This is a genomic window from Zwartia hollandica (assembly GCF_019923725.1).
Lineage (GTDB): Bacteria > Pseudomonadota > Gammaproteobacteria > Burkholderiales > Burkholderiaceae_B > Zwartia > Zwartia hollandica.
Window position 1 is genome coordinate 432,026 of record NZ_JAHXRI010000007.1, and the last position, 14,280, is coordinate 446,305.

A 14,280-nucleotide genomic window follows, 5' to 3' on the forward strand; every position below is an offset into this window, starting at 1 on the left:
CCTTGGTCGCACGTCGCACCTACATTGTCGAAGAAGGCCCCAATCCTTCTACTGACTACTTTGTACTGCCCGCGCTCAAACACGAAGTGAATCCTGTCATTCGCTGTACGTGGGCAGATCTACCGTCAGAGCAAGACCTCGCCTATTCAAGTGTCATCTTCGTTCGCTACGTGCCAGCGAACTGGAAGCAACGCATCGCGCAGGTGCGCTCAACCCTGGCACGGCTTGTGTATTTCATGGACGACGACTTGTTTGATTATCAAGCGTCTACCGGTCTGCCCTGGAAATATCGCTACAAACTCGCCGTACACGCTACGCGCCATCGAGCCTGGTTGCAACAGATGAAGGTGAGTCTTTGGGTGTCGACACCTTGGCTAAAAGCCAAGTACGCGAGCCACAACCCCGCGCTCGTCGAACCAGAACCCATCGAAGCCCCGAGCCCTGCTTGTCGGGTTTTCTACCATGGGAGTGCGTCTCACCGTGATGAGATCGAATGGCTCAAGCCAGTGATTGAACAATGCATCGACGCAAATCCAAGTATCAGCTTTGAAATCATCGGAGACCACACCGTCAATCAACTGTATCGTTCGATACCCCGCGTGACTGTCGTGCATCCCATGAAATGGCCCAGCTACCAAACGTTTTTAGCCACTCCCGGTCGCGACATTGGTCTTGCACCGATGCTAGATCACCCGTTTAACGCATCTCGGTCGCATACAAAGTTTTTTGACATTACGCGAGCAGGCGCAGTCGGCATCTACGCAAAACCAGGCCCGTGGGAACACCTCATCGCGCACGAAGAGAATGGCATGCTTTGCCCTATGGAGCCCCAGTCTTGGGTCGACGCAATTTTGAAACTTGCGGAGGCACCAGCGATTCGGCAAGCACTAGTACAAAATGCGAAAGAAAAAATCACCTTTCTTTCGAACCCAAGGGTATTGTGATCCACGAACGTCCCGGATCTTTTTCCACCACAATCCGATTATCTTGGAGCCTATAGGTCAGGTGGCAGTCATGGCGCGGATTAGACAGAACATTGGAATTGAAGATGGCGACGTTTTCGCCATTAGGTCTGCGAACAGATGGGGTCAACAGACCAGGATGACCTTCTCGGTTGACGCGGGCACCCACCGACTGACACAACGCGTAGTCAGTGGGGTGTAGCAAATTAGGTTCACTCCCGACAAGCTTTCGCAAATCTAGCAACGCCGCGGCGCATGCCACCTTGTAAACTTTTCGCTCAGCAACAACCCCCGTGCGCTCAAACCCCGCGTCACGTAACAAACCTATCTGCCAATGGTAGACAGTCTCATAGACCGTCGTTTCGACTGACTCCGAGCCATACCAGACACCGTAAGAGCCATCCGAATAACGACTCGAACGCCAGTTTTTAAAAGGCCAAGTAATCGCGCCGAACCACTCAGTGTCTTCAAAGGGACGATCGATCACCGGAGTAGCTGAACGATACGAGGGAGGTTTGACGTCTTGCTCTGCCCTGTGCGCGACCACCCAATCGTTTGGGTTCTGGCTGAGGTCATCAAACAAATCTTGTGCTACACGCAGAGACACAACATTGCGGACGATATCTTGATCGACATCGACTAAAGCCAAACGATCAAACACCACGCGCACGATCCAAGTAACCGCGCACCATGAGCAGCCCCGCAAAACCCCATTCTTTAACGACTTCCACTGGAGTGCGATGATCAAACGCCTTGTTGCGTGTTGTCATCCAACTGTACGCAAGGTCTCGATTCTGCGGAAACAGCAATCTCAAGTTTTTATGGATGCCGAGCAAGTGGCCGACTCGTTCATACTGATCACGACTCGTGCCAATCGGCTTGCCGCTGCGGTAATTAGAGAGCGCGGCGCGGTTCGTGGCTGCAAGTCCCAACAGGGCCGCCTGATCTTCTGTACTTAGTTTCCAATGGTCCAACAATGTCATTACCATCTTCGCCAACGCGCCACGGTCTTGTGACGCGAAGATTTCGCGCTCCAGCACAGCAGCCATGGCTAACTCCTTGGGTTGAGTTCCTGATGGCCTAAGTTTAGCAGATTAGTATAAAAGTTACAATTTTTGTTTTTATAGTATCAAAACTGAATCCGTATCCCTATCTGACCACCGTATAACGTCTGCGCACTTCTTACTTCACCTGCGAGCCCAGCATAAGCATAGATATTGTCCTCAATGCGCAACGTGCCGTAGAGGCCCACTTGCACGAACACTGCGCCCGCTGTCGGTGTAGTCACTGCCAAAGATTGGCTTGCTAACGTCGCATTCATAGTGGGATTCAATAAGCCTTGCGAATCTGCACCCACAGCGATGTTCGCCCGATAGGTGTAGGTGTCGCGCAGTGGGTCTTTGTTGGGGGAAGAGAGTGCCACACCTAGTGCCCCACGCGCTCCGTTGCCGGTGTAGCGATCAAGCTGAAGCGCGGCCGCGCCGCTGCCTTCGTTATAGCCATTCTGATTCACTTGCTGATAGGTCACCCGCACGTATGGCGTAATACCCACGCCCTCATACGAAAAGTCTCGACTTAACCCGAGACTAAGCAACACATCATTGCCTATCACCGCTTTGCTTTTAAAGCCACTCGTCAAACCCGTCACATCGCTTCGAGACAAATCCGTTGAGCTCAAGCCCACGCTTGCAACGCCGTCAAGCACGTACGCATCAAACAGGGACATCTTGCCGTAGGCAAAGAGTGCTCCCTGTTGCAGGTTGCTGTTGCCTCCATTAGCTGAGACCAAGGTATTTGCTAACGATATACCTGCCCCGAGCTTAGTTTTTTGCTGTGCGTCTGAATAGAGATCTGAACCAAACACGATTTGATATAAGTTGCTTCCATAACCGCTACCACCAGTATTGCTCGTCCGATCCCCACGCTGATAGGCGACCTCACCCCACAGCTTGCCGTCCGACACAGACTGGCCAGCATTGGGCAACCCCATGGGTATCGTCGAAGGCAAATCACCAAGCCGAGCCAGCAAGCCCTGTTGCAGCCTCTGCGTCGTTTGTGGCAACACTGCTACTGAGGCTGCATGCACTTCGCCCGCCAAGCCCTTTACAAAATCCTGCAGACTTCCCGCTCGTTCCCCAGCGGTCGCATACAGAAGCTGTTCTTGCAGACTGCTCGAGGTACCCGCTTGGTTTAAGCTCACCAGGCGATCAAGCACTGCGGCTGTTGCGTTGATATTGTGTGTTGTGTCCGCCAACGTATTCGTATAAGACAACGGCGCTGTAAAAAGATCTACGCTATTGCTGTTGCTCATATTGTAAAAAGCAAGTAGCTGGGTACCTGCGGCGAGTTCAGCTGGTTGGACAATGGTAGTGAACCGCCCAGAGATAGCTTGCGCAGCGGTGATGATTCTAAATTGATCACCCAATTGCGGCACATACACCGCGCTGCCGTACCCACTTTCAGAGGCACTAAAGAGATTACTAAGAGTCGGCCTAAGCGTTACACCAGAGTCAATCACAAACTGGCCGCTTAGGACATTCATATAAGCGTAGTAACCACTCGCCCCTGCGGGTGAACTCGCGGACGACTGCAGTACCCCAGCAATATCTTGCTGAAAGACCGAGCCCTGTTGCATAGTCACCGGCGCATTGGTAGCTAGATAGCCGGGCGATTGCCCTGGCTTTAATACACCCGCGACAGTCAACGCACCCTGGATCGTGCCTGTACCCATCAGTTGAGCTCCACTTGCGACATACACAGGGCCCGTACCGGTCGCAGAGCTACCTTGTATCGACAAGGTACCCGATGCCACAGTTGTGCCGCCTGCGTACGTATTAGCGCCCGTCATCACTGTGGTGCCGTTACCCGTAAACGTTAAGCCTCCAGCACCAGAGAACACGCCAGATAAGGTTGCGCTTCCAGAAGTTGGATGGGCAATTGTGCCGCCTGCGCTTGTGACACTGAAGCTAATACTTGAACGATCACCGTTTTGTAGAAGTAACGAACCGCCCGTGAATATTGGATTGACGCTCACGCCCACGCTGCTCAGCCAAACGCTCGTGCCAGCAACCATGTCTGGTAACGTCACCGCCCCCGTGCTTGGCACACTAACGACTAAATCCCAAATCGTTGACGATCCGGTTGCATTCACTAACAACCAGTTGTAGCCGCCGTAACTACCCGAGAGACTGCTGCTGGTGATGTTTGCAGAAGTTAAGCCGCTCAAAACACTCAGGTAACGCTCACTGGTAAGCACCGAACTGCTATCAATCCCGAAGGTCAGTCCGCTGGTGCCCGCAGCATTGGTCACCGAACTCGCAGACAATTTGCCGTAATTGCTAGTGCTAGCGACGATGATGTTGTAATTCACCGGTAAAACGCCGGTGTAGGTCAAGGCACTGCTACTGGCACCTTGCTTATTGTTAATGGTTGTAATCGTGCCCGCGTTGTAAATTCCCGCGGTGCCGCCAGTAATCGTACCAGTATTGATCAGGGTACCGATGCTAGCGCCATTGTTATTCTTTATGCCGTACGCCGTACCACTAATTGAACCTGCATTGGATAGGGTTGTGATCACTCCAGGACTGTTATTCACTATCCCTTCCGCAGCACCAGAGATCGTGCCGCCACTTGTCACATTAAAGGTGGTTGTTGTTACATTATTGGTGCATGGACCCGTGAGTGGCGCGATGACATTGCCGCATCCGTTAGCGTATGAAACCCCATGAAAGAAGAGGCTCAATACAAACAGCAGGGCGTGTACCTTGCGCAAGGCACGGCAGGCTAGGCTTGAGGGCCTAAGGCGCAGTAATGGCGGAATCGTCTCAAACATCTAAATTTTTTCTGATCTTATAGAGAAGCTTTGCTATGCTTTGTTTGAGATTGATCTCTAACATTCATTCGTTTTCAGTCTACCATGTGATGGAACTGCCACCTCTCTTTCTATAGCTAGTTAAACAGCAAGAGACCCCTTTAAATCGCCGATGCTTCCCCGAATTCTTCGTTCTAAGTTATTCATCTTCGCGCTCGTGCTGCTTGCACTGAGTGCGAGTCTTTATGCGTATCGACAACCGTTGCTCGAGCGAATTATCCAAGTAGCCGTTGGACATCGGCTGTCCGTGAGCAACGCAGCCTACCTACCTGATGGTCTTCACATCGCCCTGTGTGGCGCTGGCTCTCAGTTTTTGGTCGATCCAAAACGCAGTGAGCCTTGTGTACTGGTGCTCGCAGGGCAACAACTCTTCGTGGTCGGTGCCGGCAATAAAAGCACTCAAATCATTGAGAGCATGAATTTCGGCGCTGGCGAAGTCAAAGCAATCTTTTTGACTTCATTCCACTCGTATCAAATAAACGGTTTAGGTCAGTTATTGAACTGGAACTGGTTACTCGCAAAGTCTGACATCCCTTTGCCCGTTTTAGGTCCCAAGGGAGTAGAAGATGTTGTCTCGAGTTTGAATCTGGCGTATGCCATTGACAGCCGATTCAAGCTCGACACCTTGAATCCAAAAAATTTATCGTACGTTAGTTATGGTGGCCGACCCATCACCATTCATTTTGACAAGCCTGACGACGTCGCGACTATTTCTAAGACAAAAGATCTAGAAGTCTTGGCCTTTCAAGTCAACGCAGACAGCAATGCGCAATCTCTTGGCTATATTTTTCGTTATAAAGGTCGCAGCGCTTTAATCACCGGCGATATTTCCAAAAGCGCAAATATCGTTGAGCGAGCGAAAAATGTTGATCTGCTCGTACATGATGCCTTATCGCCAGTGTTGATGCAGGCGTATTTGAATGGCGCCGTTAAGTCTGGCCTGACACATGTTTCCGACCTTTTTTCAACGATCATGACGCAGCACACCTCACCGGAAGAGGCCGCTCAAACTGCGTCGCGTGCAGCTGTCAAATACCTACTGCTGTCTGGCATCACCCCCCCGCTGCAATTGCCAGGCGCGGAGGGCATCTTTATGGGCCAAGCCAAAAAACTCTATAACGGTCCCATCAAAATTGGGGTCGATGGCGACGTGGTGTCAATGCCTGCGTACTCGGATGAGTTCAACCTAAGAAACCTCATCACGCGGTTCTAAGTATGGCGACAAACATCATTCAGTTATTTTCTAAAACACAGATCTTTTTTATCTGTCTGGGTGTACTGGCACAAATTTCATTTTTTGATACCTTGCGTTATTTTTTCGAACGCGGCGTATGGGGATATCCAAAACTAGGCTGGCTCATCCCTCAAAAAATAGTTCATTTAGGTTTTTTTGAAGTTAACTCCACTACGGTCATTACCTTGCATGCCGCAACGAGCTTCTTGTTGTACGGCGGGGTACTTTGCCAGTTAGGGATCATGCTTTTTGTGCGCCCGTCGCCTGCAAAGGCGCGCTTTCATAAGCTCTTTGGTCGAACGCTCGCCTTTGTTTGCTTACCGATATTCGCGTTGTTTGCGTTGATTCTCAATAGCCAAATGATTCAATCACCCGCCAATCAACTGTTATTCGGCGTGATTCCGCTGTTGGTTCTCTGGGGCTTTATTCAGGCCATCTGCGCCGCGCGCTCGCATGACCAGACGCGGCATATCGATGCCGTGTATTTAATCCTCATGTGTTTGAATGCCGCGGCGATCACGCGTCTATGTGTCGGATTGCTCTATGCGGCTGGCCTATCGACCACCTTTTTGATGCAAAATCAAGAACCAGCGGTGATTGGTCCAATCTTTCGAACCGTCTTGCTCATTTTGATCTTGAGTGCCTCTTATCTGTCTTGCGACAGATTTAAAGCCAACTACAAGCCGATTTTGTTGTTAGGTACTTTCTTGGGCGTCGCGATTTGGGTGGCATAACGCGACCCTGAGGGAGGGTCACAACGATTTTTCAGAACGACCTCTCCGAAATTTAAAAAAAATTTAACTAACATAGATATTATTTTTATCATTATTTTGATAATATCTATATATGCCTAAGAAACCACAAGCACTTACTATGTTGCCGCCGTTGGTTCAGGCTCATTTGCGTGAACTGGGTGAGAATCTCGTTATTGCACGCAAGCGTCGTGGCGAATCTCGTCGCCAGTGGGCAGAGCGGATCGGTGTGTCAGAACCAACCCTCATGCGCATGGAACAAGGCGACGCATCTGTCGCATTAGGTATCTATGCGACTGCGCTTTGGTTAATTGGCCGCTCTAATGAGTTGGCCACACTGGCCGCACCTGAGTTTGATCTAGGAGCCCTCGATCTAAGCGTGCAGGCCGCCAAAAAGAGATCTGTCCGCAAGCCAGTTTCTCTGGAAAGCCGACTACGCGCAAAGGCCACCCCATGACTGTCGCCTCACCGTATCAACCTCAAGATGAGATGAGCCTCTGGTGGCTGGGTGAACCTGAGAATCCCGCACTGATCGGGCGTTTGCAATTCACACAGAGCCTGCGTGGTGTTGGGTTGCGCTATGACTCCGCGTGGTTACGTCACGGCTTTGCCCTGAGTGAAGACTTACCGCTTCGTGATCATCTATTTCTGCCCACCACGAAAGACTCAGCCGCTGGAGCAGTAGACGACGCGCGACCAGACCGCTGGGGCGAGCGCATCATCCGAGCCTTCGATCGGCCGGTCCGCTTATCCGTCATGGAGTACCTGTACTTTGCGGGTGATAACCGATTTGGTGCCTTGGGTGTATCCGTCTCCGACAACACATACCGGCCACATATAACGGGCCCACTCCCAAAGTTACCCGACCTTGGATCGATTGAAGCCAGCATCGCGGAGGTTTTTGCTGGTGCACCTGTAAACGAACACTTGTTGCGCCTAATCAAACCGGGGGCCAGCATGGGCGGTGCTCGGCCAAAGGCACTCATCGATCTTGCGGGGACGCAATGGGTTCTTAAGTTTCGAGAAGAAGGCGAGTCAACTGACACCCCTCTAATTGAACACGCCACCATGACTCTTGCGCGCAGTTGCGGAATTAATGTTGCAGAGACAAAAGCGTTACCTCTACGCAAAGGTCACGCAATCGCTGTCAAACGCTTTGATCGCGTGGCGAATAAGCGAATTCACAGCCTCTCTGCCGCAGTCGTGTTGCGTGCCTGCGCAGAAGACTTGAGCTATCCTACGCTCGCCCTTTGGTTAAGAAGAAAGGGCTCAGTCAGAACTGGCCAAGCCACACAAGACATGCGCGAACTCTTCCGACGGATGGTTTTTAATATTCTGATCGATAACAATGATGATCACGAAAAGAACCATGTTGTGCAGATGGACGACACGGGAAGTTACCACCTATCACCAGCCTTCGATGTCCTGCCAACCGGTCAGGCACTCGGATTTCAACAAATGCGCGTTGGTACCCTTGGCACCGAGTCCACTCTTGAAAACGCCATCTCGGAACACAACCTCTTTGGTCTAACCTACGACCAAGCTCTTGCGGAGATAAGTCGGGTTATACGTTGCGTAGACGGATGGGAAACACACTTCAGAGATAACGGTGTATCCGAATCAGATTTAATTCAACTCAGAACTCAGATAGATCGCCCATTTTTACGTCAACAGCGCTTAGGTTGGTTGAAGATTAATTGATTTAGCTTAGTCAGTTATGAATCGGACACCACTTTGACTAGTTAGCCACTCTTGTACAAAAGCAAGCACTATGCCGCCAAGCGCCAACCGGCCCTAGTATCATCAGATAAGACTAACTTTACATTTTGACGATCATCTAGCTCGATTAGACGATCAATGAGTTCCTGGACCTTTACATTGCCATCGATATTTTCCAAATACAACAATCGTATCAATCGGTCATAACCTGTGGGAATGCGACCCCGGCGCTCCCATAAGGACACCGTTTGTTCAGTGCTTCCCAATAAATCTGCCAGCCGCTTCTGAGATAGGCCAAGCTCCTTTCGCAGGAAGCGAATTTCGGCGGCACTTAATGTGGACTTGGCAGCCAGCGTCCTTCCGATGACCTCGTGAAGTTGCTCTGCATCTGTAATCGATACCGCTTTTTCCCCATCAAACTTACAAACTTGGTACCCGTTTGTAAGCCAGACATTTTTCAATCCGCACTCAGTGTAGTGATACATAACGTGATCCGCACCGATTTGATCCCAGTGTTAAACGAAGACAGCAAAGAAGACTCGCTTAGAACTATGTTCCATAGACCTAAATAAATCCACGCCTTTTACACAATCAAACACTTGTCACCTTTCGTAACGTCCGGCACCATCGCATCTAGATCAAGTAGCTGTTTGCGAGCACTACATACGTCCATGCCGATTGATTTAGAGCGCCATAAAAGTTATACTTCGTCTACTACTTCCCTGAATACTTTGATGTTCAGGTGCAGGCCCCCGCAAGGGGGCTTTGCTTTTTTGTATGAGGCAATATTGCGCACGACGGTCTACATTGATGGATTTAATCTCTACTACGGCAGTCTCAAAAAGACTCCTTACAAGTGGCTAGACCTCTGGAGCTACTTTCAAAGAGCATTGCCAAAAGACTGTAACCTGACAAAAATCAAATACTTCACCGCACGCGTATCTCCGCTCCCTAGCGACCTAAGCGCGCCTGCGCGCCAGGATGCTTACATAAGAGCATTGCGCGCCCTGTACCATGACAAAATCGAGATAATTGAAGGCCATTTCAGTACAAAAAAAGTACGTATGCCGCTCTCAATTCCGCCGCACAACACAGTTGAGGTCATTAAAAGCGAAGAGAAAGGCTCTGACGTTAATCTCGCTGTAGAGCTTCTAAACGACTCTTGGAAACAGCTAATTGATTGTGCCGTTGTAGTCTCCAACGACGCTGATCTCGCGAGGTCTATGGCGATCGTTAAACGACAGAAAACTGCAAAAATTTTACTTCTGACTCCCGGTGGGCCGATCCGAAAACCACTTGCTGTACTAACAAAATGGGCACATCAGCAGCTCAACGTCCTGCCTGGTGATCTAGCGCAGTCACAGCTTCCAAGCCGAATACTTGGAACAACAATTACCAAGCCAAATAGCTGGTAAGTCTTTCGACCATTTATAAGCGGCCAAGCCACTAGTAATTCCCCAACGACTGCGCACAGCTGGCGCCACCCCCCCGTAACTCGCCCCCCAAGCAGTTATACTTTCTACAACTAAAACCACCATCCTTTCTAGAGCGGACCTTGGTCAAAGCGGTTTATCTCGCTGGTAACTCTTATCCCGGTGACCGCGCTCTTGAAGAGCGGGTTACGCAGTTTTTATCTGCACGCCTGGGTATCAGCACCTATCCGCAAAGCTGTCTGATTCCACCGCCAGAGCAACTGACGGTAGACCCCTTGATTCACTACACCTTGCACGGTCTACAAGAAAACCGGCGCTATCAAATAACATGAGTGCGCGCCATCACTCGTACAAAAAGCTTGGGGTGTTTTCTCGAGCGATCGCAAAGATTGCCGACATTGAAACTTTGCTTGACGCAAAACTCATCCCTCAAAGCTTTGGGCACTTTAAAGAACCCATTGATGCAGTCGCCGGCTGGGGACACAAGCCTACCGCAGATCGTGCGCGCGCCTATGCAAAAGAAAAGAACCTACCCTACGTCGCCATCGAAGACGGTTTTTTGCGATCGATTGGCCTGGGCAAGGATGACCCGCCTTTATCTGTTGTGATCGATGACATCGGGATTTATTACGACGCGAGTCAACCCTCAAGGCTCGAGCAGCTAGCCAAGGTAGAGATCACCCCCAGGGAGCAAGAGCGTGCCACAGCACTCATCGCCTTATGGCGAGAAGCACGCGTCTCTAAATACAACCACTTACGAGAAACAGATCATCCCTTACCCATCCCCTACATACTTGTCGTTGATCAAACGCTCGGGGATGCCTCTGTCACCCTAGGGCAGGCAGATGCAAGCAGCTTTGAAACCATGCTTGCCGCCGCCTTAGCGGAACATCCCAACAAAACCATTCTGATAAAAACGCATCCGGAAGTACTGGCGGGCCATAAGAAGGGATTTTTTGATTTAACAAAGCTTCAAAGCGAGCCCAGGATTCAAGTCTGGCCACACGACTGCCATCCCGTATCTTTGATCGAACAGGCAGAAACCGTCTATACCGTCACCTCACAACTTGGGTTCGAAGCCTTGCTATGGGGTAAGACCGTTCATGTATTCGGTATGCCGTTTTATGCTGGCTGGGGCTTGACCAAAGACCGCCTCCCTCCCCCAACAACAGAAGGCATAGCACGCAGGCGTGCGATTAGTCTTACACAATTAGCCTATGCAGCCTTAATTGCGTATCCGCGCTACCGCGATCCTGAGACCTCGGCGCCTTGTAGCGTTGAAGAATTGATTGCTTGGATGGAGCGGCAACGCGCACTGCGCCAGCAGTTTGCGCCAACCGTATATGGGTTGGATTTTTCTTGGAACAAACGCCCGAACGTGCGTAGGTTCTTGTCGGGTAGCGACATCAAGTTTGTATCTAAAGAAGCCTCAGTGCCAGCAGGTGCGACACTTGCCGTTTGGGGTAGTCGACCCGTTACCCGAACCGATCTAAAAGTATTGCGTATAGAAGATGGCTTTATACGTTCCGTAGGGCTGGGAGCAGCCTACGCACGCCCTCTGTCGTGGGTGATGGATAGCTCTGGTATCTACTATGACGCGACGCAACCGTCTGACCTTGAAAACATTCTGCAAACCTTTGAGCCCACGCCCGAGTTACTCGCGCGCGCCAAGAAGCTGCGCGAGCAAATCGTAAGTACCGGCATCACCAAATACAACCTTAACAGCAAGAAGGATTGGTACCGACCCAGTACAGCACAAAAGGTGCTTTTGGTTATCGGGCAAGTTGAGACCGATGCATCCATCGCCAAAGGCGCAACAACGATTCGCACAAATATTGAATTGCTACAACAAGTGCGCAAACTCAACCCCGGCGCCTTTCTTGTATACAAGCCCCACCCAGATGTCGTCGCGAAGCTTCGCAAACAAGGTGTGCAAGAAGACAAAGCTAAGCTGTATTGCAACAGCATCGTGGCAGACACAAGCTTAGACGCCATACTAAATAAAGTCGATGAAGTCCACGTCATCACCTCGCTCAGTGGCTTTGAAGCACTACTGCGAGAAGTGCCCGTCGTCACCTACGGCTGCCCCTTTTATGCCGGTTGGGGACTTACCCACGACCATACTCAAATCGAGCGCAGAAAAAGAAAACGCAGCCTAGACGAACTGGTCGCAGCTGCGTTGATTTTGTATCCTAGGTATTGGCTACTGAGGCAGAGGTCGCTAGTTCAGGTAGAGGCAGCAGTCCATAAACTTCAGCAACCACATCGGGATGAAAACCTTCTTACGAAAGTTAAAGCCTATATCTTCCAACAGATTGATCGCTATACGTGAAGCTCGACACGTACAGCGTGGGCTGCACTACGCCGAATGGAATGCGATAGGGTGCTCCCCGTTGGATTAACTGAAATTTTCAAGAAATGCCTTCCAACTTGACTTGGCAACTTGAAAATCAAATAGAGAAATCGCATCTCTGCGCCCGTTTATTGAAATCGACATCGCCAAGTGATCATCATTTAAGATCAGTTGAAAAACTTCCTTGGCCTCTTTGACGGTTTCAACTAAAAAACCGTTCACGCCGTTAACAATAAAATCGTCAATCTCAAACTCACCAGCGGCAGCACCACAAAATTTATCCCTGCCCACATGGATGACAGGTGTACCAGTCATCCATGCCTCGATAAAACTTAAGGTATACGGGGCTGGCCGACTTCCAGTCATAAAAACTGCCCGATAATCCCTTAGCGCCTGAAGCTGCTCCTCGTACTTTAAAACTCCTCTCCAGTTTGGTATCCCGTCGTTACCGACACCATATAAATCAAAAGGTTGACTATCAACACATAATTGATGAAACCCAAAATTTAACTGATCGCCGCGATCGTAAAAATTATTATTAAATGTAATGATCCTTTTTATCTTACCGTTCCAGTTAGACCACTCTGTGCAATCCTTCGCAGCGCGAATAACTGTATCGCCTCCGATGTAGTCAGCAATTTGACTCTCGACAGGCGACCATCTAACAATACTCACACCTTGATCTCGAAAATCCTTCATGGCGTTTTCTGTCCAATGAATACCTTGGCCAATCGATCGCCAAATCACCCTCTTGTCTTGGATTTGACTCCAGTTATTCTGTAAGAACTGGTAATCATGATGCACGACAATCAAATCAAAATGCGCTATAAATTCCTCAGTGATTAGCCAACCTTTCTCTGAGTCCCTGCTGCATCCAAAATGACCAAAGTCCTGCAAGCACTTTGCATGCCAAGCGCTCCCCTGCAGTCTAGGTCGAAGTTCATTATCCGAATTGCGATCTAGATAAAATCCGCAACTAAAAACGTTATAGCCTAGGGATTCAAATATTTTTATTTCATCGAATTCGAGAACGGGATGAACCGAGATTATTAAAATATTATTGATTTTTTTATTCAAAAAAATTCCAAAATTAATGACAACGGACTTACTGCGGTTATTTCTCGTTGATTAACCTTCTATATTCTAACTGCATGTTCAATCGATAAAAAATATTTTTAATCAAAAATGACGCACTATCACTGCTTGTTGGCAAAAACGGGTAAAACAATAATGCTAAATCAGGCGCATCCACATTATTGGGCGCATCTAGATGTGTCGGATAAAATGTCTGCGACTGGGTGCTAGTTACCAGGTCTTTTCTAACGAAAGACACCTCAAGCACATCGGCAACTGCAATGTTATCAACCAATACAATTGGGGCGCAGTTATTAGCATGAACATGAAATAACAAGAAATTGTCCGTCAGCTTCTTCAAAGCAGTATATGCACTTGCGTACCAAGCTTCTTCTTTAATTTTTCTAAAGTCATGTAGTTCTAAAATAATTTGCTCAGCGCATAAAAGTGTTTCCAGCGGAGCCTTCTCTAATACCTTCCACTCCACACCTTCTATATCCATTTTTAAAATTATGTTTTTTTCTTGTGCAGCGAATTTACTTAAATGATCTTCTAACGTGGACATTGGACCCAAGACGTCAGTTTCAGTTGAAATCCCTTCCTTCGCCCAGTGAAAATAAGGATGCTGCACAGTCAGACTTTCGATAGTGTGGTCAAACATGTAGACATTATGGCCGCGTTGCGCGAGGTCATAATCGAAAGCAAGATTCCACGACAACCCATAACTGAAAATTTTCTGAGTCGGATTTAGCTTGTCCAAAACTACATATCCGCCATCGTTAGGCGCACCGATTCTTATCTTTTTAAAATCTAGTATATCTCTCGGTGTAAGCAATGATAATAGGTTAATAATATGATTTGAGTTCATATCTACTTAGACTA

General features: G+C 49.2%; 14 protein-coding genes. 8 read left to right on the plus strand and 6 right to left on the minus strand.

What is annotated here, in order from left to right; translation table 11 throughout:
- Positions 1 to 2: 2 nt before the first annotated feature.
- Entirely contained in the window at positions 3 to 944 is a 942-nt protein-coding gene (locus tag KZZ10_RS10140) for a glycosyltransferase family protein (RefSeq protein WP_259661399.1), read from the plus strand.
- Here the strand turns inward: KZZ10_RS10140 and KZZ10_RS10145 are convergent.
- From KZZ10_RS10145 to KZZ10_RS15435, 3 genes are all read right to left on the minus strand, one after another.
- Complete coding sequence (locus KZZ10_RS10145) at positions 913 to 1,626, minus strand: RES family NAD+ phosphorylase (RefSeq protein ID WP_259661400.1); 714 nt, start codon at positions 1,624 to 1,626, stop codon at positions 913 to 915. The genes KZZ10_RS10140 and KZZ10_RS10145 overlap by 32 nt on opposite strands.
- Positions 1,616 to 2,011 (minus strand): MbcA/ParS/Xre antitoxin family protein, encoded by a 396-nt coding sequence (locus KZZ10_RS10150; protein WP_259661401.1) that lies wholly within the window; start codon positions 2,009 to 2,011, stop codon positions 1,616 to 1,618. The genes KZZ10_RS10145 and KZZ10_RS10150 overlap by 11 nt, the downstream gene beginning before the upstream one ends.
- An 80-nt stretch (positions 2,012 to 2,091) precedes the next feature.
- Positions 2,092 to 4,794, minus strand: coding sequence for an autotransporter family protein (locus tag KZZ10_RS15435; RefSeq protein WP_311133553.1), 2,703 nt, complete (start codon positions 4,792 to 4,794; stop codon positions 2,092 to 2,094).
- A gap of 151 nt (positions 4,795 to 4,945) precedes the next feature.
- Here KZZ10_RS15435 and KZZ10_RS10165 point away from each other — a divergent pair, with 151 nt between their 5' ends.
- The 4 genes from KZZ10_RS10165 (at position 4,946) to KZZ10_RS10180 (ending at position 8,520) form a co-directional block, all read left to right on the plus strand.
- The gene (locus KZZ10_RS10165) at positions 4,946 to 6,046 is read left to right on the plus strand and encodes an MBL fold metallo-hydrolase (protein WP_259661402.1); all 1,101 of its coding nucleotides are present in this window, start codon (positions 4,946 to 4,948) and stop codon (positions 6,044 to 6,046) included.
- Positions 6,047 to 6,048: 2 nt separating this feature from the next.
- Complete coding sequence (locus KZZ10_RS10170) at positions 6,049 to 6,801, plus strand: DUF2306 domain-containing protein (protein WP_259661403.1); 753 nt, start codon at positions 6,049 to 6,051, stop codon at positions 6,799 to 6,801.
- Positions 6,802 to 6,913: 112 nt separating this feature from the next.
- Positions 6,914 to 7,276, plus strand: a complete 363-nt coding sequence (locus KZZ10_RS10175; RefSeq protein WP_259661404.1) for a helix-turn-helix domain-containing protein — start codon at positions 6,914 to 6,916, stop codon at positions 7,274 to 7,276.
- Complete coding sequence (locus tag KZZ10_RS10180; protein ID WP_259661405.1) at positions 7,273 to 8,520, plus strand: type II toxin-antitoxin system HipA family toxin; 1,248 nt, start codon at positions 7,273 to 7,275, stop codon at positions 8,518 to 8,520. The genes KZZ10_RS10175 and KZZ10_RS10180 overlap by 4 nt, the downstream gene beginning before the upstream one ends.
- A 68-nt stretch (positions 8,521 to 8,588) precedes the next feature.
- Here KZZ10_RS10180 and KZZ10_RS10185 read toward each other — a convergent pair whose 3' ends face one another.
- A complete protein-coding gene (locus tag KZZ10_RS10185) occupies positions 8,589 to 8,999 on the minus strand; it encodes a helix-turn-helix domain-containing protein (protein WP_259661406.1) in 411 nt (136 codons plus the stop codon).
- A gap of 210 nt (positions 9,000 to 9,209) precedes the next feature.
- Between KZZ10_RS10185 and KZZ10_RS10190 the strand changes: the two genes are divergently transcribed.
- From KZZ10_RS10190 to KZZ10_RS10200, 3 genes are all read left to right on the plus strand, one after another.
- Complete coding sequence (locus KZZ10_RS10190) at positions 9,210 to 9,953, plus strand: NYN domain-containing protein (protein WP_259661407.1); 744 nt, start codon at positions 9,210 to 9,212, stop codon at positions 9,951 to 9,953.
- 140 nt (positions 9,954 to 10,093) lie between these two features.
- A complete protein-coding gene (locus KZZ10_RS10195) occupies positions 10,094 to 10,303 on the plus strand; it encodes a hypothetical protein (RefSeq protein WP_259661408.1) in 210 nt (69 codons plus the stop codon).
- Positions 10,300 to 12,303 carry a capsule polysaccharide biogenesis protein gene (locus tag KZZ10_RS10200; protein ID WP_259661409.1) on the plus strand — a complete coding sequence of 668 codons (2,004 nt, stop codon included), beginning with the start codon at positions 10,300 to 10,302 and terminating at the stop codon, positions 12,301 to 12,303. Before KZZ10_RS10195 ends, KZZ10_RS10200 begins: the two co-directional genes overlap by 4 nt.
- A 66-nt stretch (positions 12,304 to 12,369) precedes the next feature.
- Here KZZ10_RS10200 and KZZ10_RS10205 read toward each other — a convergent pair whose 3' ends face one another.
- Positions 12,370 to 13,401, minus strand: a complete 1,032-nt coding sequence (locus KZZ10_RS10205) for a glycosyltransferase (protein ID WP_259661410.1) — start codon at positions 13,399 to 13,401, stop codon at positions 12,370 to 12,372.
- A 37-nt stretch (positions 13,402 to 13,438) separates the two neighbouring features.
- On the minus strand, positions 13,439 to 14,266 hold the full coding sequence (locus tag KZZ10_RS10210; RefSeq protein WP_259661411.1) for a class I SAM-dependent methyltransferase: 828 nt from the start codon (positions 14,264 to 14,266) through the stop codon (positions 13,439 to 13,441).
- Positions 14,267 to 14,280: the final 14 nt, after the last annotated feature.

Excerpts from the sequence above, each read along its gene's own strand:
- KZZ10_RS10150 (WP_259661401.1), bottom strand. The coding sequence starts at position 2,011 with ATGGCTGCTGTGCTGGAGCGCGAAATCTTCGCGTCACAAGACCGTGGC.
- KZZ10_RS10175 (WP_259661404.1), top strand. The coding sequence starts at position 6,914 with ATGCCTAAGAAACCACAAGCACTTACTATGTTGCCGCCGTTGGTTCAG.
- KZZ10_RS10200 (WP_259661409.1), top strand. The coding sequence starts at position 10,300 with ATGAGTGCGCGCCATCACTCGTACAAAAAGCTTGGGGTGTTTTCTCGA.
- KZZ10_RS10165 (WP_259661402.1), top strand. The coding sequence starts at position 4,946 with ATGCTTCCCCGAATTCTTCGTTCTAAGTTATTCATCTTCGCGCTCGTG.
- KZZ10_RS10170 (WP_259661403.1), top strand. The coding sequence starts at position 6,049 with ATGGCGACAAACATCATTCAGTTATTTTCTAAAACACAGATCTTTTTT.
- KZZ10_RS10180 (WP_259661405.1), top strand. The coding sequence starts at position 7,273 with ATGACTGTCGCCTCACCGTATCAACCTCAAGATGAGATGAGCCTCTGG.
- KZZ10_RS15435 (WP_311133553.1), bottom strand. The coding sequence starts at position 4,794 with ATGTTTGAGACGATTCCGCCATTACTGCGCCTTAGGCCCTCAAGCCTA.
- KZZ10_RS10210 (WP_259661411.1), bottom strand. The coding sequence starts at position 14,266 with ATGAACTCAAATCATATTATTAACCTATTATCATTGCTTACACCGAGA.
- KZZ10_RS10190 (WP_259661407.1), top strand. The coding sequence starts at position 9,210 with ATGCCGATTGATTTAGAGCGCCATAAAAGTTATACTTCGTCTACTACT.